The sequence below is a fragment of the Pyxidicoccus sp. MSG2 genome, assembly GCF_026626705.1.
Taxonomy (GTDB): Bacteria; Myxococcota; Myxococcia; order Myxococcales; family Myxococcaceae; genus Myxococcus.
Map to the genome: position 1 here is coordinate 9,796,192 of NZ_JAPNKC010000001.1, position 19,095 is coordinate 9,815,286.

Sequence of the window (19,095 nt, forward strand, 5' to 3'; positions counted from 1 at the left end):
TTGATTAGCAGACGGGCGGGCTTGGTACCGTTCCTTGACCCCTCCGGTGTGCACTTCTACGATTCAGGCGGGATTTCTCCCGTCATTTCCGAGGCTTACGGAAAAGATGCGTTTCGTCTGCGACAGCTGCCGCGCGCAGTACATGATTAGCGACGACAAGGTTGGCCCCAAGGGGGTCAAGGTTCGTTGCAAGAAGTGCGGCCACACCATCACCGTGCGCCCCGCGGGCGCACCGGCCGCGAAGGACTCCGCGCCGGAGTCCGCGACTTCTTCACCCGCCACCACGAGTGCGAGCAGCAATGGCAAGGAGGCGGAGTCGTCCGCCGCCACCATGCCCGCGTCGCTCGGCACGCCGCCCGAGGGCGGCCTCTTCACGGACTGGGAAGAGGACGAGATTGGTGCGGTCTTCGACCAGGTGCTCAGCTCCGGCACGCACAAGATTCCGGCGGGTGAGTCGGCCGGCGAGGCCGCGGCGCGTGACGCCACCACGGAGAGCGTGCGCAAGCTGGCCGAGGCCGAGGCCGAGCCCGCGAAGGAGGACGCGAAGTCCAACGCCGCCTCGCATGAGTGGTACGTGGCCATCGACGAGAAGCAGGTCGGCCCGTTCACCGTCGAGAAGGTGAAGGACCTCTGGGAGCGCGGCGAGGTGGGCCCGGACAGCCTCTGCTGGCGCTCGGGCTTCAGCGACTGGATTCCGCTGTCGGAGACGGCGGAGCTGGCCTCGGTGCTGGCGCCGCGCCCGTCCAAGCCCGTCATCGTCGCGCCCGAGCCGGTGTCCGGTTCGTCGCCCACGGTGTCCTCGGGCCCGGTGCAGTCCGCCTTCAGCGCGGGCAAGGCGTCGCGCGCCGACGGCGTGCTGGCCGCCAACACCGAGGAGCCGGTGGGCTGGAAGCCGTCGGCGGCCAGCGTGCTGGCCTCGCTGGTGAAGGAGGAGAACGACGCGCTCGGCAAGCCGCCGCCGACGCCCGCGCCGGCGCTGGGCCGCGAGCCTGTGTCGCAGTCGCGGCTGCTCGACGTGCCCATGCCTCCGCCGGAGCCGGTGTCCTCGCCGTCCCTGCGCGGCGCCGACGCACATATGGGCCAGCAGATGGCGCCCATGGCCGCGCCCATGCCCTATGGGCAGCCGCAGCCCGCGCCGTACCCGCAGCAGCCCATGCAGCCGCACTACGCGCAGCCCGCGCCGTACGCGCAGCAGCCCATGGCCGCGCCGTACCCGCAGCCGCAGGGGTATGCGCCGGCGTACCCGCCTCATGGCGGTGCGCAGGGCGGGGGCAAGAGCAAGATGGGCATCCTGGTGGGTGCCGCCGCGGGCCTGCTCATCGTCGCCGGTGGCGGGGTGGTGATGCTCATGAACAACGGCAACCGCGCCGAGACGCCCGCGGGCCCGCAGGCCCCGGTGGCCCAGGCGGCCCCTGCCGCGCAGGCGAACACCGGCCTGCCGCCCATGCCTCCGCCTCCTGCCGGCCTGGCGCAGCAGCCGGCGACGGCGGCTGCGAATCCGGCGGCGGCTCCGGCCAGCCCCACGGCGGCTCCGGGTACCGTGCCCGGTGGCGCGGTGGCGGCGGCGCCCGCGACGGCGACTCCGGCTCCCACGGGGACCGCGCCCGCGACGGCCGCTCCGGCGGTGGCCGCGGCGCCCCCGGCGGCGACTCCCACGCCCACGCCCGCTCCGGTGGCGGAGGCTCCGAAGCCCCCCACGGAGACGGTGGTGGCGAAGGTGGAGCGCGGCACGACGCCTCGCAAGCCGTCCAGCTCGTCGGTGTCCGCGCGCCGCGAGGAGCCCGAGGAGCGGCAGCCCGCGCGCGTGGAGCGCGCGTCCTCGTCCTCGAGCGAGGGTGACAGCGACGACTTCGACGAGCTGTTCGGCACGAAGAAGACGAAGCCGGAGCCGAAGCAGCCCGAGGCGCGGCCCACCGCGTACGTGCCGCCCGAGCCCGGCGGCGCCACCCCCGAGCGCCTGCAGCAGTCGGACATCATGGCGGTGGTGCTGGCCAACAAGCCGGCCATCATCAAGTGCGTGAACGAGCAGAAGAAGAAGGACCCGGCGCTGAGCGGCAAGCTGGTGATGCGGTGGACCATCCAGACGAGCGGGAAGACCACGGCCGTCTCGTGCCGCACGGATGAGTTCCGCTCGACCTACATGGCGAGCTGCATCTCCGGCCTCATCAAGAGCTGGGCCTTCCCGCGCCACAAGAAGCAGGGCGACCCCATCGACTTCCCGTTCACCTTCTGAGGCAACGGGAATCGATGTGTGTGACGGGCGTGACGTGTACGTCACGCCCGTTTCTCGTTTGAACTGTCCGCTTTCGTGAGTGCTGAATTTCCCCTGTGGGGGGCCCGTCTAGACGCCCGTCGACACTCGTTGACACGTCCGGACATGCAGGACTAAAGCCCTGCCCGCTTCCAATGGACGTTGGGGTCTGATGTCAGTGGCCGGAGACCCCGAGCGACGTTCCCACTCAGGAGGAAGGCTCAACATGCAGCTTCGCAAGATGATGCTGGTGCTCACGGCGCTCGGCGCGATGAGCGGTTTCATGGTCGGTTGCGGTGACGAGGAAGGAACCTCCAACACCTGCACCACCAACGACGATTGCGCTGGCACCGAGATCTGCCACCCGACCGCGGGCGTCTGTGTGACGACGTGCGAGAGCGGCTCTGACTGTCCGGACACCGCGAAGACCTGCGCCCCCCTGGGTGGCACGGGCGCGGACGCCGCCACGAAGATCTGCCAGTGCTCCACGGACGTGCTCTGCAACGGCGGCACGGGCTCCGACAGCACCGACATGGTGTGCTCCGACCTGGACAACGTGTGCGTGACCAAGTGCACCGCTGACTCCGACTGCTCCGGCGACCGTACCTGCAACACGGGCTCCGGCCAGTGCGAGGAGGGCGACACCACGGGCGACACCTGCACGGGTGAGGGCCTCTCCACCTGCACCTACGGCGAGATCTGCACCAACAGCGTCTGCGCCGCGCCGCCCACGCCGACGTGCCAGAACTACACGTCCTTCCCGAACAAGGCCGACCTGGGCACCACGGGCCCCATCATCTTCAAGACCGAGCTCGTGTCCGCCCAGACGGACAGCTTCTGCGCCGCCAGCGCGCCCAAGCGCCTGCGCATCCGGGTGTCCGCGTACTCCAACACGGCCTTCCCCCAGACCTCCGCGGAGCTGAGCAAGTTCTTCTACGTCCAGACGGACGGTGGCCGCCAGAACGCGCCCATCAGCAGCTCGTCGGGCAACTACACCGTGACGGGCACCAACCGTGACCGCGCGGACATCATCGTCAGCCTGTGCGTCGGCGCGACCAGCACCACCAACTCCGCCGGCTTCTACTTCTCGGGCGGCAACTTCGCCTGCCACACCTCCAACTACCAGTAGGCGACCAGGGTAGCTGAGGAACCGAGCCCCGCCCTGTCAGTAGGGGCGGGGCTCACGTGTTTGTGGAGTACCCGCGCGCGGGCCCGTGAATTTCATCAACACCCCAGCGTCTTCATGGTGCGCGCGGGGAACCCGGCGTCTGGAAAAGGAGAGTCCATGCTGTCTACCAAGCTGATTCGAGTGCTGACCCTGGGTCTGGCCTTTGCTGCTCCCGCGGCGATGGCCGGCGACACCGCCGCGAAGCTGAACTGCCCCGCGGGCACGGCCCAGGCGGGCACCAAGGCCGAGGGCTTCACCTGCGTCAAGGCGAACGCCAAGGCGGGTACCCAGCTCGCGCACGGCGCGTACGTCGAGTACCACCCCAACGGCAAGGTCTCGGCCCAGGGCCAGTTCGTGGACGGCCTGAAGGTCGGTACCTGGACGTTCTTCGATGAGTCCGGCAACAAGCGCAGCACCGCGGAGTTCAAGGACGGCGGCTGGGACGGCCAGCGGGTGATGTACTTCCCCAACGGCAAGCCCCGCCTCGTCGAGCAGTACCAGAACGGCAAGAAGAACGGCGTGACGAAGGAGATGGCCGAGGACGGCCGCGTCATCAGCCAGGTCCGGTACGAGAACAACCGCGCCGTCGCCAACGAGTAACCGACCGGTCGCTCGGTGGTCATGAAGGCCCTTTCCCCCACGGGAAAGGGCCTTCGTGCTTTTGAGGGGCTTTTCCCCTTGGGGCGGCTCGGATAGGAAGCTCGATGTGAAGCCCCCCTCGCTCACCCCCGTCCTTCCCGACATCCCCATTCGCACGGTGGAGGCGATGGGCCTGCGCGAGCTGGAGCGCATCCGCCTCATCCTCCGCGGTGGCTCGGTCATCGACTGGCGGCGGATGCACTTTCAGCGGCGGGACGAGGTGGACCGCTTCCTGCGCCTCTGCCAGCTCGACGTCTCCCGGCCGTACGACGAGGCCTGGGCCCGGAGCGTGCTCGCGGAGGCGGTGGAGTACCTGCGCAAGACGTTCAACTACCGCGTCGCGGACGGCGTGGCGCAGCCGGCGGAGATTCACGACCTGTTCCTCTTCGCGTCCGGAGCGAAGGGCTCTCCGCGCCACCGCCGCATCGCCTGCGTGGTGCTGAAGGTGATGCACGTCATCCAGCACATCGAGGGGCGGGATTTGCTCTTCCGCCTGGCGGTGTCCGAGGCGGAGCTGGCGGAGCTGGTGACGGAGAAGGTGCTCAGCGTCGCCCAGGAGATGAACGAGAAGGGCCTGCCGGTGGTGGAGTTCGCGCACTCCATCAAGACGCGGGACTCGCTCGTCACCAAGCTGCTGGCGAAGAAGGAGACGGTGGCCGCGCAGGTCTACGACAGGACGCGCTTCCGCGTGGTGACGCGCAAGCGGGAGGACCTGCTGCCGGTGCTCTACCACCTCACGCAGCGGCTCTTTCCCTTCCACCTCGTGGTGCCGGGCCAGACGGAGAACACGCTGCTGCCGTTCAAGGCCGTGCTCGCGGAGAACCCCCACTTCGAGGCGCACATCCCCCAGCTCCACCTGGACCGCAACTACGAGGACCGGGAGGACCGCAACGGCAACACCTTCTCGGGCAACACCTACCGGGCGCTCAACTTCGTGGTGGACATCCCGGTGCGCATGGACGCGTACCTGCCGCCGCCGGAAGAGGACACGCGCCAGCGCAAGGGCCGCATCGTCATCTCCCTGGTGGAGTTCCAGATTGTCGACGAGGAGACCGCGCGGCTCAACGAGCTGGGGGAGAACGCCCACGAGGCCTACAAGCGCCGCCAGAAGCAGCGCGTGCTCAAGCGGCTGAGCCAGGGCCTCGTGGTGCCCAAGAAGCAGGGCTGAGACTGCCTACCGCTTCTTGCGGTTCTTCTTCTTGTTGTCCTTCTCCCGCTTGCGGCGCTCCTTGATGGCGTCGCGGTCCTCGGGCTTCCCGCTCGCGGAGGGCGGGGCGTAGCCCATGAGGCGGGCCTTGGCCATGGCGGCCTGGCCCATGGGCGGCGTGTAGCCGGGAGCCACCTGCGGCAGCTGCATGGGCATGCCCATGCCCGGCATGCCTCCGCCCATCATCTTCTCCATCATCTTCGCGTCGCCGCCGAACATGCTGGAGAGGTCCATGTTCTTCATCTGCGACAGCTGACCCAGCTGCTTGAAGCCGGGGATGCGGCCCAGCAGGCCCGGGTTCTGGCCGATGGTGCCCATCACCTGCTGCATCATCCCGAACTTCTGGAGCAGCTCGCGGACCTCTTCCACCTTGCGGCCGCTGCCCTTGGCGATGCGGCCGATGCGGCTGGTGTTGATGATGTCCGGCCGCAGGCGCTCCTTCGCCGTCATCGAGTCGTACATCGCCTCGATTTTGGTGAGCTCCTTCTCGTCCGGGTTCAGGTGCTCGGTGAGGTCGCCGAAGAGGGGGAACTTCTCCAGCAAATCCTTGAGCGGGCCCATCTTCCGGACCATGCGGATCTGCTCGACGAAGTCCTTCATCGAGAACTGGCCGGACAGGAGCTTCTTCGCATCCTCCTCGGCCTTCTTCTCGTCGACGACCTTCTCGAAGTCCTTCATCAGGCCGACGATGTCGCCGAACCCGAGGATGCGACCCGCGAGGCCGTCCGGACGGAACTCCTCCAGCTTGTCCATCGACTCGCCCATGCCGAGGAACTTGATGGGCTTGCCGGTGACTTCCTTGATGGAGAGCGCCGCGCCGCCACGGGCGTCACCGTCCAGCTTGGTGAGGATGAAGCCGTCCAGCGTCAGGCGCCGGTCGAACTCGGCCGCGGTGCGCACGGCGTCCTGGCCAATCATCGCGTCGCACACCAGGAGGATGGTGTCCGGGTGGACGTTGGACTTGATGGACTCCAGCTCCGTCATCAGCGCTTCGTCGATGGCGAGGCGGCCGGCGGTGTCGATGAGCACCACGTCGCACTTCTGCTCGCGGGCGGCGGCGTAGCCGCGCTTGGCCAGCTCGGGCGGCTGGAGGCCGGGCTCGTGGTAGACGGGGACCTTGAGGCGCTCGCCGAGCACCTTGAGCTGGTCCACGGCGGCGGGACGGTAGATGTCCGCGGCGACGAGCAGGGGCTTGCGCCCCTCCGCGAGGAGCCGGTGGGCGAGCTTGCCCGTGGTGGTCGTCTTACCGGAGCCCTGGAGGCCCACCATCATGATGCCGGACAGCTGCCCCTTGGGCTTGAGCTGGAGGCTGGTGTCCACCGGTCCCATGAGGGACTCCAGCTCGTCGTGGCAGATCTTGATGAAGTGGTCCATCGGGCTGACCTTGCGCTTCTGGCCAGCCTTGTCGGTGATGGTCGTCTGCACCAGCTCACCCACGGCCTTCTCGCGGACGCGGGCGACGAACTTCTTCACCACGTCGAAGGCCACGTCGGCCTCGAGGAGGGACACGCGGATGTCGCGGAGCGACTCGTCGACCAGCTCAGGAGTCAGCTCGCTCTTGCCGGCGAGGCGGTTCTTGGCGGCGCGGAAGCCCTTGGTGACGGTCTCAAGCATGGGGGGCGCTTTATAACAGGGTAGGGCGGGATGCGACGGTGGAGCGCGTCCGGGCCGTCGAACAGTGGAGAGATGGGCCCCGGAGCCCCGCCGCGAGGGGCGGAACGGGCCCGGGGGCCTGAAAACATCAACGCCTTTCGGGGGTTGGCGCATCCCCTGGGAAGACTGGGGGGCAGCGGCCCGAGCCCCGGCTCACTCCGGGCGCGGGTAGGTCCCCGTACCGCGAGGGAGCTGGGCTGCCAGGCAGGGGGGCTGCTCCCGGTGGAGCATGCGGCTGAGGTCGGAGGCCAGCTCCAGGCCCTGGGCGGCGTTGAGGCGCGGGTCGCACGCCGTCTCGTAGCGCCGGTCCAGGTCCCCGGCGTCCAGGCCCTCGGGACCTCCCAGGCACTCGGTGACGGCGTCGTCGGTGAGCTCCAGGTGGATGCCTCCGAGCCGGCTGCCCTCCTCGGCGTGGAGGGCGAACGCCGTGCGCAGCTCCTCCATGACGTCATCGAAGTGGCGTGTCTTGCGGCCCCGCACCAGGCGGGTGTTCCCGTGCATGGGGTCGCAGCACCACAGCGCCTCCAGGCCCGCGGCGCGCAAGGCGCGCACGTGCAGGGGGAGGAAGCCGCGGATGGCGTCCTTCCCGTAGCGGGTGATGAGGGTGATGCGGCCGGGCTCCCGGCGCGGGTCGAGCAGGCGCACCAGCGCCACCAGCTCCTCGGGGGCGCAGCGCGGGCCGACCTTGATGCCAATGGGGTTGGCGATGCCGCGGAGGAACTCCACGTGCGCGCCCTCCAGGTGGCGCGTCCGGTCCCCCAGCCACAGGAAGTGGGCGCCCAGGCCGTAGGCGCGTCCGTCCTCGCCGGCGGGCCGGGTCATCGCCTCCTCGAAGGGGAGCAGCAGCGCCTCGTGCGAGGAGAAGAGGGGGCGGCGCTCCGAGGCGGCGTGCGTGCGCAGGGCGTCCATCGCCCGGGCGGCGTGCCAGTAGCCCTGCTCCAGCAGCGCCGGGTCCGGCTGTCGCGCTTCCCAGGTGGCGTCCGCGCGGTTGACGTTGTCACCGCGATAGACCGGGAGCTCCACGTCGCCCACGCGCTCGGTGTCCGTGGTGCGCGGCTTGGCGAACTGCCCGGCGATGCGCCCCACGGGCACCACGGGCCGCCCGGTGCCGCGGGCGAGGACGTCGCCCAGTTCCAGGAGGAAGCGCAGCTTGCGGCGCACCGTCACGGCCCCGCAGGCGCCGAATGGCTCGGCGCAGTCCCCCGCCTGGAGGAGGAACCGCCCGCCGCCCGCCGCCAGCGCGAGCTCGGCCTTGAGCTCCTCCACTTCCGCCGCGGTGACCAGGGGTGGCAGTCCCCGCAGCCGGTCCACGACTGCGTCGAGCGCGGCGGGGTCCGCGTAGCGGGGTTGCTGCTGCGCCGGGCGGGTCCGCCAGCTGTCGGGGCTCCAGGAGTCCATTCGTGTCAGGGGCGCCGGCTTCAGCGCACCGAGGTGTCTCCAGGGGGGAGAGGAGGAGCGACCGCGACACCGGCAATCTCCGGCAGCACGTCCGGGCGTCCGTGCGCCGCGCACACCGCCTTCAGGAGCACGCGCGACTTGAGGAGCATCTCGTCCAGCTCGGCCGCCGGGTCCGAGAGCGCGATGATGGCCCCTCCCGCGCCCACGCTCACCTGGTCGGGACGCACCACCGCGGTGCGGATGACGATGTTCAGGTCCGCCGCGCCGGTGACGGAGAAGAAGCCGATGGCGCCCGAGTACACGCCCCGGGCCTCGCGCTCCAGTCGCTCGATGAGCTCCATGGTGCGCACCTTGGGCGCGCCCGTCATGGAGCCGCCCGGGAAGGCGGCACGCACCGCGTCCACCGCGGTGAGCCCCTCGCGCAGCTGGCCGCGGATGGTGCTGACCAGCTGATGGACCGTCGCGTACGTCTCCACGTGCATGAGCTTGGGAACATGGACCGAGCCAATCTCGCACACCAGGCCGAGGTCGTTGCGCACGAGGTCCACGATCATCAGATTCTCGGCGCGGTCCTTCTCCTCCGAGCCCAGGTGTTGGCGCAGCCGCTCGTCCTCTTCCGGTGTGGCGCCGCGCCGCAGGGTGCCCTTGATGGGCTTCGACTCGGCCCAGCGCTCGCGGTCCACGCGCAGGAAGCGCTCCGGCGAGGAGCAGGCGATGCCCAGCTCCCCCAGCCGGAGGAACGCGGCGTAGGGGGCGGGGTTCATCTTCCGCAGGACGCGGTACAGGCCGAGCGGCTCCACCCGGGTCTCGGCAATCACCTTGTTGGTGAGGCAGACCTCGTACGTCTCGCCCTCGTGGATCTGCTCCATGCACCGCGCGATGTCGGCCAGGTACGTGGCGCTGTCGCGCGCGAGGCGGACGGGGAAGGGCGCGCCGTTGCCTGGCGTGGGCGGGGCGAGGGGCGGCAGCCGCCGCAGCTCGGCCTCGGTGGTGTCGAACCACGCGTGGACCTGGGCCTCCTCGCCCTCGGGCGCGAGTGCCACCAGGTACACCTCGCGCTGCGCGTGGTCCCACGCGAGCAGCCGGTCCGCCAGGAGAAGGCCGGCATCGGGGTCCGGCGAGGTGTGGGATGTGCTCGCGCCGCAGTCCTGCTTCAGCTCGTAGCCCAGGTAGCCCACGAAGCCGCCCTGGAAGTCGAACGGCAGCGTGGCCTCGCCCGCGCGCAGCCGCGCCAGCTCACCCTGGAGGAACTCGAAAAGACCGGTGGATAGCTCCTGCGTCTGGCCGCCGCGCGTCACGCTGAGTCGGCGCGGATTCACGTGGTAGCGGACGATGGCGCTGTGCGGCCCCGTCGCGTCCCCCATGAAGGAGAAGCGCGACAGGCCGGCCTCCACGCGGCTGCTGTCCAGCCAGAAGGCCTGCTCCTTCCCACCGTGGAGCGTGACGAAGGCCTGCTCGGGGTCCACGTCGAGCCGCAGTTTGCGGTGGTGGACGCGGAAGGACTCGCGCGTGGTGGCCGGATGAGGGTGGGGCACCACGGAAACAGGAGCGGCGGAGCGTGCCTGGCTCGGGAGGGGACGGCGGGCGTAGTGCTCGCGGCTCATCCGCACGAAGTTGGCCAGGAGCTCGCGGCCGTACCCGGAGCAGATGGACTCGGGATGGAACTGGACGCCCCACAGCGGCAGCGACTCGTGGCGCATGCCCATCAGCACGCCGTCGGGTGTCCAGGCCGTCTCCACCAGGCCCTCCGGCAGCGGCCGGGCCAGGCACAGGGAGTGGTAGCGCACCACCTGGAAGTCCTGCGGCAGGCCCGCGAACAGGTCCGTCCCGGTGTGGCGCACGGGGCTCAGCCGTCCGTGCATGACCACTGGCGCGTGCTGCACGCGGGCACCGTGGAGGTGGCCCATGCCCTGGTGGCCCAGGCACACGCCCAGGATGGGGACGTCCGCCTCCAGCAGCGCGTCCCGGCAGACGCCGAAGTCCGCGGCGTGGTCCGGGCGGCCGGGGCCGGGAGAGATGACGATGTTGTCGAACCCGAGCCGCCGCAGCTCGTGCCACGGCATGCCGTCGTTGCGCACGACGACCGGCTGCGTTCCGCTCACCTCCGACAGCATCTGGAAGAGGTTGAAGGTAAACGAGTCGTAGTTGTCGATGATGAGCGTCCGCAGCTGCACGTCGATTACCTCACCCCTCGATGATTCGCTCTTCGCGCCGGCACGCCTCATCGATGATGAGGGTGTAGAGCGACTCGACGAACGCGCTGTCCAGTCCCTGGGCGGCGCCCATCTCCGTGCAGCGGCGCTTCACGTGCTCGATGCGGTGCGGCTGCATCATGGGGATGCCGTTCTCACGCTTCCACCCCGCGATGCGGTCGCACAACTGGAGCCGGCGCGCCACGGTCCGGACCAGCTCCTCGTCAATCGCATCCAGTTCCTGCCTGAACCCCTGCAAAGCATCCATGCGCATCCACCCATGTGACAGGCCTCCCGGTCAACGGCGCGCGGGCGCCGCCACTCCGGCCAGCAATGACGACAGCGGGCGCTCCGGCTCCCGCGCGAATCCCTGGAGCAGCGCCACCAGCGACGAGGCCAGGCGCCGCGCCGTGTCCTCCTGGAAGCGGTCGGCCCGGTAGTCCAGCACGAGCTCCAGCGACGCACGCGGCTCGAAGGTGAAGCCCAGGTCGTACTCGCTCGACTCCGGCGGGGCCTCCAGCGCCTCGACGGCGATGCTCCCCACTTCGAAGGCCCCCAGCGGCCGGGCCAGCTGGTTGAGCACGTTGAAGGTGGTGGTGAAGGGGGGGACGCCGCCGGGGAAGACGTGCTCGCGCAGGAGCGCCGAGGGGACCTCCTGCGCGCGGGCCTCGATGAAGGCCTCGCCCGTGCGGCGCAGCAGCTCGTTGGCGCTCGGGTCGCCGGAGACGTCCACGCCCAGCACCAGCACGTTGGCGAAGCGCCCCAGCAGGCCCTCCAGCTCCAGGTGGTCCCTGGATGCGGACGGGCAGCCAATCCAGACGCGCTCCTGCCCGGTGCCGCGCGCCAGCAATGCGGCCAGCGCCGCCAGGCCCACGCGGAACAGCGTCGCGCCCTGGCGCGTGCCCAGCGCCTCGAGCGCCGCCACCAGCTCCCCGGGAAGGGGCAGGGCCAGGCGCCCGGGCCTCGGGGCATCGGAAGGGGGCAGGTCCGCCGGCAGCCGGGTGGGCCGGGCCTCCGCGAGGCGCGCCGTCCACGCGGCGAGCCGCCGCGTCGCCAGCTCTCCGGTGAAGCGCGCGCGCTGCCACGAGGCGAAGTCCGCGTACTGGACGTGGGGCTCGGGTAGGGAGGGGGCGCGGCCGGCGGCGAAGGCCTCGTAGCCGGCGGCCAGCTCGCCGATGAGCACGTTGAGCGACTGGCCGTCATAGGCCATCCGGTGCGTGGCGAGCAGCAGCACGTGCTCCGTCGTGCCCAGCTCCAGCAGCTTCGCCCGGAGCAGGGGCACCTCGCGCTCCAGGTCGAACGGCACGCCGTGCCACGCGTCGGCGCTTCGCTGGACCTCGCGCTCGCGCGCGTCCGGGGGCAGGTCGGCCAGGGACTCGCGCTCCATCCGGAACGCCGGGGCCGGGTGGATGACCTGGACGTCTCCGCCGTCCCCGCGGCGGTACGTGGTGCGGAGGATTTCGTGCCGCCGCACCAGCGCCTCCAGCGCGCGCTCGAGCGCCGCGGCATCCAGCGCGCCGCGCAGCCGCACGGAGAGCGGGATGAGGTTCTGCGTGCCGGCGCGCTCGTCGGCGAGGGTCTGCGCCTGCGCGAAGGAGAGGGGCAGGGGGCCGTCGCGGTGGACGCGCGTGAGCGGAGGGCCGGCGGACGTGCCCGCCGGGGCCGCGTCCGCCAGGCTCGCGGCGAGGGCGGCGATGGTGGGGTGCTCGAAGACGGCGGTGATGGGCACGTCCACCTGGAGCTCGCTCCGCAGCCGTGACACCACCTCGGCCGCGCGCAGCGAGTGTCCGCCCAGGGAGAAGAAGTCGTCGAACACGCCCACACGCGAGGCGCCGAGCACCCGCGACCAGACGTCCGCGATGCGCTGCTCCAGCGGGGAGCGCGGCGCCACGGGCTCGGCCTGGGTGTCGCCGTCCTGTGCCGCGGGCTCCGGCAGTCTGCGCCGGTCCACCTTGCCATTGGGCGACAGGGGCATGGCATCCAGCGCCACGAAGGACTCCGGCACCATGTACGACGGCAGCCGCTCCTTCAGGAAGCGGCGCAGCTCGCCGGAGGTGGGGCGCGGCCCCTGCGGGACGAACCAGGCGCACAGCCGCGGCTCGCCCGAGCCCGGCGCGGGCGGGGCCATCACCACCACCTCCCGCACGGACGGGTGGCGCCCGAGCACCGCTTCGATTTCCCCGGGCTCGATGCGCTGCCCGCGAATCTTCACCTGGGTGTCGATGCGGCCGCGCACCTCCAGCGCGCCGTCCGCCCGGAAGCGCCCGAGGTCGCCCGTGCGGTACAGCCGCGCGCCCGCGCGCCCGGAGAAGGGGTCCGGCACGAACTTCAGGGCCGTGGTGTCCGGCGCCGCGAGGTAGCCCCCGGACACCACCGGGCCGCCGACGCAGATTTCTCCCCAGACGCCGGGCGGCAGTGGCTCCAACTGCTCGTCGAGCACGTACGCCTCGGCATTGGCGATGGCGCGGCCCACCGGCACCTGCCCCGTGTCCGTCGGCTCGCAGGGCCACCACGTCATGGAGCCGCTGACCTCGGTGGCGCCGTAGAAGTTGTGCAGCCGCGCCAGGGGCAGCGCCTCGTGGAGTCGCCGGGCCAGCGCGGCGGGCAGCGGCTCGCCCCCGGAGAAGACGTGCCGGAGCGACGCGCAGCGGCCGATGCCCTCCTCGCGCAAGAGCAGCTCCAGCACCGACGGCACCACCTCCAGCAGGGTGACGCCCTCGTCGACGACACATTCCATCAGGTGTCGCGCGTCGTAGCTCTTCGCCGGGTCCGCCAGCACCACGCGGCCGCCCGTGCACAGGGGCGCGAACAGCTCGCACAGCGACGGCACGAAGCCCAGGCCCCCCTTCTGCAGGCCCACGTCCCGGGGGCCCAGCGCGAAGGCGCCCTCCATCCAGCGCATCTGCGACACCAGCCCGCGGTGCGGGACGATGACGCCCTTGGGGCGCCCGGTGGAGCCGGAAGTGTAGAGGACGAAGGCCGCGCCGTCCGGCAGGGAGCGGGACGGGACGGCGGGAGAGTCGGGAGCAGACGCTGCCTCCAGCTCCAGGACGGCCGGGCCCAGTGCACGGAGCCTCGGGGCCCGGTGGGGTTCGGCGAGGGTGAGTACCGCGCCCGCGTCCGCGAGGATTCCCGCGAGCCGCTCGTCCGGCGAGCCCGGGTCCAGAGGCACGCAGACGCACCCCGCGCGGAGGATTCCGAGCAGCGACACCACCTGCTCCGGCGACCGGTCCATGCACACCGCCACTCGGGAGCCGGGAGCGCAGCGGCGCGCCAGCTCCGTGGCGAGCCCCGCCGCCCGCGCCTGGAGCTCCGCGTACCGGAGCACCTGGCCCCGCATGCTCACGGCGGGAGCGTCCGGCGTCTTCTCGGCCTGTGCGGCCACGAGGGCGTCGAGCGTCGAGGCGTCGCTGACCGCGCCCAGCGTGTCGTTCCAGCGTGCCAGCTCGCACCGCTCATCGGGCGTCAACAGGGGCAGGGCGCTGACGCGCGTGTCCGGGCGCGCGGCGGCCGCCTCGAGGAGTGTGAGGTAGCGCGCCGCGAACCGCGCGGCGGTGGCCGGCTCGAATAGCGCGGTGTTGTATTCGAGCGAACCACGCACCTCGCCCTCCTCCTCGTGGAGAAGCAGCGACAGCTCGAAGGGCGACACCTCTTCCTCCACGTCCACCCGCGACGCGCGCACGCCGTCCAGCGTGGGCAGCACCGGCGGCTGTTGGAGGGAGAACGCGACCTGGAAGAGCGGGGCGCGGCTGAGGCTCCGGTCCGGCCGCAGCTCCTCGACGAGCCGCTCGAAGGGAAGGTCCTGGTGCGCGTACGCGCCGAGCGCCTCGTCGCGGGTCCGGGCCAGCAACTGCCGGAACGTCAACCCACGCTCGAAGCGCGCGCGGAAGACGAGCGTGTTGGCGAAGAAGCCGATCAGCCCTTCCAGCTCCGGCTGGGGCCGGTTGGCGATGGGCGAGCCCACCAGCACGTCGTCGCTGCCGGAGTGGCGGTGCAGCAGCACCTGGAAGGCCGCCAGCAGCGTCATGAAGAGCGAGCCGCCCTCACGGCGCGACAGCTCCTGGAGGGCGGCGGTCAGCGCCCGCGGGAGCACCACGGGGCAGCTGGCGCCCCGCGCGGCGAGCACCGCCGGCCGGGGTCGGTCCAGGGGCAGCTCCAGCACTCCGCTCGTGCCGGCGAGCCGCTCGCGCCACCAGCCCAGGAGCGCGTCGAGCGCGGCGCCCTCCAGCCGCTCGCGCTGCCACACCGCGAAGTCCGGGTACTGGAGGGGCAGCTCCGGCAGCCGCGCCGGCTCCTGACGGCGGAAGGCGCGGTAGAACTCCGCCAGCTCCTGCACCAGCACTCCAATGGACCAGCCGTCCGACACGATGTGGTGCAGCGTGACGACCAGGCCGTGACACCCGTCGCAGCGCACCACCGCCACCCGCAGCAGTGGGCCCTCGGAGAGGTTGAAGGGCCGCCGGGCCTGCTCGCGGGCCACTTCCCGGATGGACTCCTCCGCGCGGCCCGCGGCGGTGCGCTCGAACTCCTCCCACTGGACGGAGGCGGCCTCGGACACGCGCTGGACGGGCTGCCCGCCGTCCTGACGGAAGACGGTGCGCAGGCTGTCATGCCTGGCGAGCAGCCGCTCGAAGCTCCACCTGAGCGCACTCGAATCGAGCGGCCCTTCGAGGCGCAGCGCGGCCACGGTGTTGTAGCCCGCCTCGCCCGGCTGCACCTGCTCGAGGAACCAGAGCCGCTGCTGCGCGAAGGAGAGCGGCGCGGGGCCCGGACGCGAACGCCGGGGGATGCGCGGCGGCGTGGTGCCCCCGGTTCCCCCGCGGAGGCGCTGTTCCAGGCGGGCGCGCTGTGACTCGGACAGCAGGGCCCGTCGGTTCCGGAGCTCTTCGCGGGTGGGCATCTGGGAAGGTGAGAAATCCTAGGAGTCGAGTGGTGTGTCTGCAACCGGATTCACGTGACGCGCATTCACGCGGCCTGCGATTCGAACGCAGTGTGTCTTTGTTTCACGCGGCAGGTGCGCTTGTGACCCGGGTGGGTGCGCGCCGCCAGCCTCCGCTCCAGAGGCGGAAGCCCAGGAACGATGCGCATGCGACGTTTTCGATGAGCAGCCCGAGCCATCCGCCCGCGACGCCCCAGCCCAGCCGGTAGCCGAGCAGCCACATCAGCAACGGCGCACCGAGCCATGCGGTGACGATGCCGCTGAGGGCGGGGACGGTGGCATCACCGGTGCCGCGCAGCACGCCGGTGGCGACGGCGTTGGCGCCCCCCGCCACCTGCACGGCGGCGCCCAGCCAGAGCAACTGGAACGCGAGCTCGCGGACGGGCACGTCGTTCGAGGCGGCCGCTGCCAGCGCGGAGCTGCCCAGCGCGAGCGTGAGCGCGACGCCCAGGGTAATGGTGCCGGTGAGTGCGAATGCGCGGGACGTCACGCGGCGGACCAGGGCCAGCCGGCCCGCGCCCACGGCCTGTCCCGCCATCACCGCGGCGGACTCGGCGATGGCAATCACCGGCAGCCCGAGGAAGCGCAGCAACTGGGACACCAACTGGTGCGCGGCCAGGGGCGCCGCGCCCAGGGGGGCAATCATCGCCGCCATCAGCCCATAGGCGCCCAGCTCCAGGAGGGCCTGCACGCCGCTGGGCAGCCCCAGGCGCAGGAACTGGGAGAAGTGCTCGCGGCGCAGGGCGCGGAACGCCAGTCCGGCGCGCGCCTGCACCCGGGCCAGCCAGGCTGTCTCGACGGTGTTGGCGATGACCGTGGCGAGCGCCGCGCCCGTCACGCCCAGTCCGGCTCGGAAGATGAGCAGCCAGGCGAGGATGAGGTTGAGCGCGTTGCCCACGAAGGCCGCGCGCAACGGCGTCACGGCATCACCCGAGCCCAGGCGCACCTCTCCGAGCGCGACGGTGAGCAGCACCATGGGCGCACCGAATGACACGGTGCGCAGGTACTGCGCCGCGTGCTGGCCCGCCTCGACCGAGCCAGAGAGGCGCGGCAGCAGCGACGCCACGCCATGTCCCAGCAGGATGCTCGCCACGCCCGCGAGGAGCGCCGTGAGGACGCCCAGGCCGGCCTGTGTGGAGGCGTCGTGCTCCCGGCCCGCGCCTCGCGCCTGGGCCACCAGCGTCTTGGTGGCGCGGAACGCACCGAACCAGAAGGAGAGCAGGACGAAGGACGCCGTCCCTCCCAACGCGACGCCCGCGAGCGAGTCCGCGCCGAGCCGCGAGACGAACAGCGTGTCCATCAGCGTCATCAGGCTGTAGGACAGGGAGGAGAGCGCCGTTGGCACCGCGAGTCGCACCAGCTCGCGCCACGGCCGCTGCTCCCAGGTGAAGCCGCTGTCTTGCGTTGCTGGAGTCACGAAGGGGCCGGGAATTTCCTGCGCTGCGCCAGCATGCGGAGGCGGGTGCGCGACGCCCGCCTGCTCCGGAGGCGCGCCCGTCATCGACGGTGTGGAGTGCTCGGACTTGTATGTTATTGGGTCGGCACCATGCAACAGACCCTCGGCGAGTACCTGCGGCACGGACAGATTCCCTTCCTGAGGCTCCCCCTCGCGGACTTCACACGCGGCGAGGCCGTGTATGAGGGCGCTTCCGCGGTCTTCATCGGCGTCACCTACGATGGCGGGACGACCTATCAGCCCGGAGCCCGCTTCGCGCCGTACCACGTGCGCCGCGCGAGCGCTTCGGTGGAGCTGGGACGGCTGTCGCACGCATCACCTGAGGGCGGAGCCCTGGCGCGGGCGCTCGACGGTGGGAACGTGCCCCTGCCGCTGCTCAGCGCGGAGGGGATGCGCGCCGCCGTGGAGGCCGAGGTAACGCGAATCGTCACCAGCGGCGCGACGCCCTTCGTGGTGGGCGGAGACCACTCGGTGACGCTGCCGGTGCTGCGCGCGGTGGCGCGCAAGCACGGGCCCATTGCCCTGGTCCATGTGGATGCGCACTCCGACATGGCCGAGGGCGGCATGATGCTGGGTGAAGAGCGACATCACGGCACCACCATCCGCCATGCGCTCGCGGAGGGGCTCATCGCCCGGGGACAGCTCCACCAGATTGGCATCCGGCACTCGGGGGACCCCGACCTCATCCGCGAGCACGGTGCCACCGAGTACCGCATCGAGGACGTGGAGGACCGGGGCATCCCGGCCATCCTCGCGGAGGTGCGCGAGCGCCTCGGCCAGCATCCGGTCTACCTCACGTTCGACATCGACGCGGTGGACCCTGCCTTCGCGCCGGGGACGGGGACGCCCGTGGCCGGAGGACTTTCCTCGCGTGAGGCGCTCCGCCTCGTCCGCTCGCTGGCCGGCTGCCGCCTGGTGGGCATGGACGTGGTCGAGGTCCTTCCCGCGCTGGACCAGTCCGACGTCACGTCGCTCCTCGCCGCGCAGCTGCTGCTCGAAGCCGTCGCCCTCCTTCCCTGAGCCCGGAGTCTCCTCCGCATGTCTTCCGCCGCCGTCCACGCCCACCACCCCGCCTGGCGCTGCCCCAACTGCAAGGGAGCCCTCTCGGGTGAGGAAGCTGCCTTCACCTGCGATGGCTGCGGGGACCGCTTCCCCCGCCTGGGCACGGTGCCCGTGCTCGTCCCGGACCCGGGGGCGTACATCGCTCGCAACGCGGTGGCGCTCGCGCGCTACGTCGGGGGACTGCAGATGCTCCTGGCGCGCGGGGAGCAGCTCGAGCAGGAGCAGCCCTTCCGCAAGAGCGCCATGGAGCAGGCTCGGCGCGCGCTGACGGCGGACCTGGAGCTGGCGAGCGAGCAGCTCTTCGGGCTGGCCGCGTATGCGGACACCGCGTCGCTCATCCGGCTCGCGGCGGATCCCCCGCCCCAGGCTCCGGGCCTTCCGTTCGGCGAGTCGTGGGGCCCGGCGATGACGGGCTTCCTCCGCGCGGACTGGGGCGGAACCCCGGACGGTGAGAAGCAGATTGCCGCCATTCGTGGCGAGCTGGTGCGCTCCGTGGAGAAGCATGCCCGCCGTCGGGGCACCGCCGCGCTGCTGGGCGCCGGCACGGGCCGCTTCGTGCACGAGCTGTCCGGCCACTTCGAGGCCACGTTCGGTGTCGACCTCTGCCTGGCCTACGTGGACTGGTACCACCGGCTCCTCCGGGGCCCGCTGCACCTGTGGGAGCTGAACTACCCGCAGCTCGGAGGCGACACCGTCGCCACGCCCATCGAGGCGAAGCTGACGCAGGAGGCCGCGGCCCGGATGGACGCGCGGAGCCTGGCGGTGGCGGATGCGCTGCACCTGCCCGTGGCGGACGGCTCGCTCTCGGCGGCCATCTCGGTCCACTTCACGGACTGCGTGCCGGCCCGCGCGCTGCTGGAAGAGCTGCGCCGCGTGCTGGAGCCGGACGGACTCTTCGTGAGCTACGGGCCGCTCCTGTACCGGGGCGTCGAGGACCCCGCGGACTGGCTCACCCCCTCGGAGTGGAAGCACCTCTTCGCCGAGGCGCGGATGGAGCTGCTCGAGGAGCGATGGCTGGACCTGCCGTACTGGCAGGGCATGGAGCGGGCCATCCAGACGACGCACCGGGTGTGGAGCTTCACGCTCCGGAAGCTGCCCTGAGCCACACCGGGGCGGACGCTCCGCTCCCA

The 19,095-nt window shown here is 71.4% G+C and carries 12 protein-coding genes; 6 read left to right on the forward strand and 6 right to left on the reverse strand.

All coding sequences use genetic code 11. The annotated features are described in order from the left end of the window. Positions 1-106: 106 nt before the first annotated feature. The 4 genes from gltJ to OV427_RS38430 all read left to right on the forward strand — a co-directional run bounded on the left by gltJ (position 107) and on the right by OV427_RS38430 (position 5,226). Positions 107-2,233, forward strand: a complete 2,127-nt coding sequence (gene gltJ / locus OV427_RS38415; RefSeq protein ID WP_267861196.1) for an adventurous gliding motility protein GltJ — start codon at positions 107-109, stop codon at positions 2,231-2,233. Between the two features lie 244 nt (positions 2,234-2,477). Then, positions 2,478-3,380, forward strand: a complete 903-nt coding sequence (locus OV427_RS38420) for a hypothetical protein (protein ID WP_267861197.1) — start codon at positions 2,478-2,480, stop codon at positions 3,378-3,380. Between the two features lie 156 nt (positions 3,381-3,536). Continuing rightward, positions 3,537-4,019 (forward strand): toxin-antitoxin system YwqK family antitoxin, encoded by a 483-nt coding sequence (locus tag OV427_RS38425; RefSeq protein WP_267861198.1) that lies wholly within the window; start codon positions 3,537-3,539, stop codon positions 4,017-4,019. A 106-nt stretch (positions 4,020-4,125) separates the two neighbouring features. Next, positions 4,126-5,226: a TIGR04552 family protein gene (locus OV427_RS38430; protein ID WP_267861199.1), complete on the forward strand. Its 1,101-nt coding sequence runs from the start codon at positions 4,126-4,128 to the stop codon at positions 5,224-5,226. Between the two features lie 6 nt (positions 5,227-5,232). Here OV427_RS38430 and ffh read toward each other — a convergent pair whose 3' ends face one another. The 6 genes from ffh to OV427_RS38460 form a co-directional block, all read right to left on the reverse strand. Next, positions 5,233-6,879, reverse strand: a complete 1,647-nt coding sequence (gene ffh, locus OV427_RS38435) for a signal recognition particle protein (RefSeq protein WP_267861200.1) — start codon at positions 6,877-6,879, stop codon at positions 5,233-5,235. 192 nt (positions 6,880-7,071) lie between these two features. Continuing rightward, positions 7,072-8,316, reverse strand: coding sequence for a 3-deoxy-7-phosphoheptulonate synthase class II (locus OV427_RS38440; RefSeq protein ID WP_267861201.1), 1,245 nt, complete (start codon positions 8,314-8,316; stop codon positions 7,072-7,074). A gap of 20 nt (positions 8,317-8,336) precedes the next feature. After that, a complete protein-coding gene (gene pabB, locus OV427_RS38445) occupies positions 8,337-10,490 on the reverse strand; it encodes an aminodeoxychorismate synthase component I (RefSeq protein WP_267861202.1) in 2,154 nt (717 codons plus the stop codon). Positions 10,491-10,500: 10 nt separating this feature from the next. Next, entirely contained in the window at positions 10,501-10,776 is a 276-nt protein-coding gene (locus OV427_RS38450; RefSeq protein WP_267861203.1) for a chorismate mutase, read from the reverse strand. A 30-nt stretch (positions 10,777-10,806) separates the two neighbouring features. Further along, positions 10,807-15,408 carry a non-ribosomal peptide synthetase gene (locus tag OV427_RS38455; protein ID WP_267861204.1) on the reverse strand — a complete coding sequence of 1,534 codons (4,602 nt, stop codon included), beginning with the start codon at positions 15,406-15,408 and terminating at the stop codon, positions 10,807-10,809. A gap of 103 nt (positions 15,409-15,511) precedes the next feature. Next, entirely contained in the window at positions 15,512-16,864 is a 1,353-nt protein-coding gene (locus OV427_RS38460) for an MATE family efflux transporter (protein ID WP_267861205.1), read from the reverse strand. A gap of 129 nt (positions 16,865-16,993) precedes the next feature. Here OV427_RS38460 and speB point away from each other — a divergent pair, with 129 nt between their 5' ends. Both speB and OV427_RS38470 read left to right on the forward strand, forming a co-directional pair. Next, the gene (speB, locus tag OV427_RS38465) at positions 16,994-17,923 is read left to right on the forward strand and encodes an agmatinase (RefSeq protein WP_267861206.1); all 930 of its coding nucleotides are present in this window, start codon (positions 16,994-16,996) and stop codon (positions 17,921-17,923) included. A gap of 18 nt (positions 17,924-17,941) precedes the next feature. Then, the gene (locus OV427_RS38470; RefSeq protein WP_267861207.1) at positions 17,942-19,066 is read left to right on the forward strand and encodes a methyltransferase domain-containing protein; all 1,125 of its coding nucleotides are present in this window, start codon (positions 17,942-17,944) and stop codon (positions 19,064-19,066) included. Positions 19,067-19,095 lie beyond the last annotated feature (29 nt).

Bases quoted from the DNA above. Each gene is read 5' to 3' on its own strand.
- ffh (WP_267861200.1), bottom strand. From the start codon at position 6,879: ATGCTTGAGACCGTCACCAAGGGCTTCCGCGCCGCCAAGAACCGCCTC.
- OV427_RS38470 (WP_267861207.1), top strand. From the start codon at position 17,942: ATGTCTTCCGCCGCCGTCCACGCCCACCACCCCGCCTGGCGCTGCCCC.
- OV427_RS38440 (WP_267861201.1), bottom strand. From the start codon at position 8,316: ATGGACTCCTGGAGCCCCGACAGCTGGCGGACCCGCCCGGCGCAGCAG.
- OV427_RS38425 (WP_267861198.1), top strand. From the start codon at position 3,537: ATGCTGTCTACCAAGCTGATTCGAGTGCTGACCCTGGGTCTGGCCTTT.
- gltJ (WP_267861196.1), top strand. From the start codon at position 107: ATGCGTTTCGTCTGCGACAGCTGCCGCGCGCAGTACATGATTAGCGAC.
- OV427_RS38450 (WP_267861203.1), bottom strand. From the start codon at position 10,776: ATGGATGCTTTGCAGGGGTTCAGGCAGGAACTGGATGCGATTGACGAG.
- OV427_RS38455 (WP_267861204.1), bottom strand. From the start codon at position 15,408: ATGCCCACCCGCGAAGAGCTCCGGAACCGACGGGCCCTGCTGTCCGAG.
- OV427_RS38420 (WP_267861197.1), top strand. From the start codon at position 2,478: ATGCAGCTTCGCAAGATGATGCTGGTGCTCACGGCGCTCGGCGCGATG.
- speB (WP_267861206.1), top strand. From the start codon at position 16,994: ATGCAACAGACCCTCGGCGAGTACCTGCGGCACGGACAGATTCCCTTC.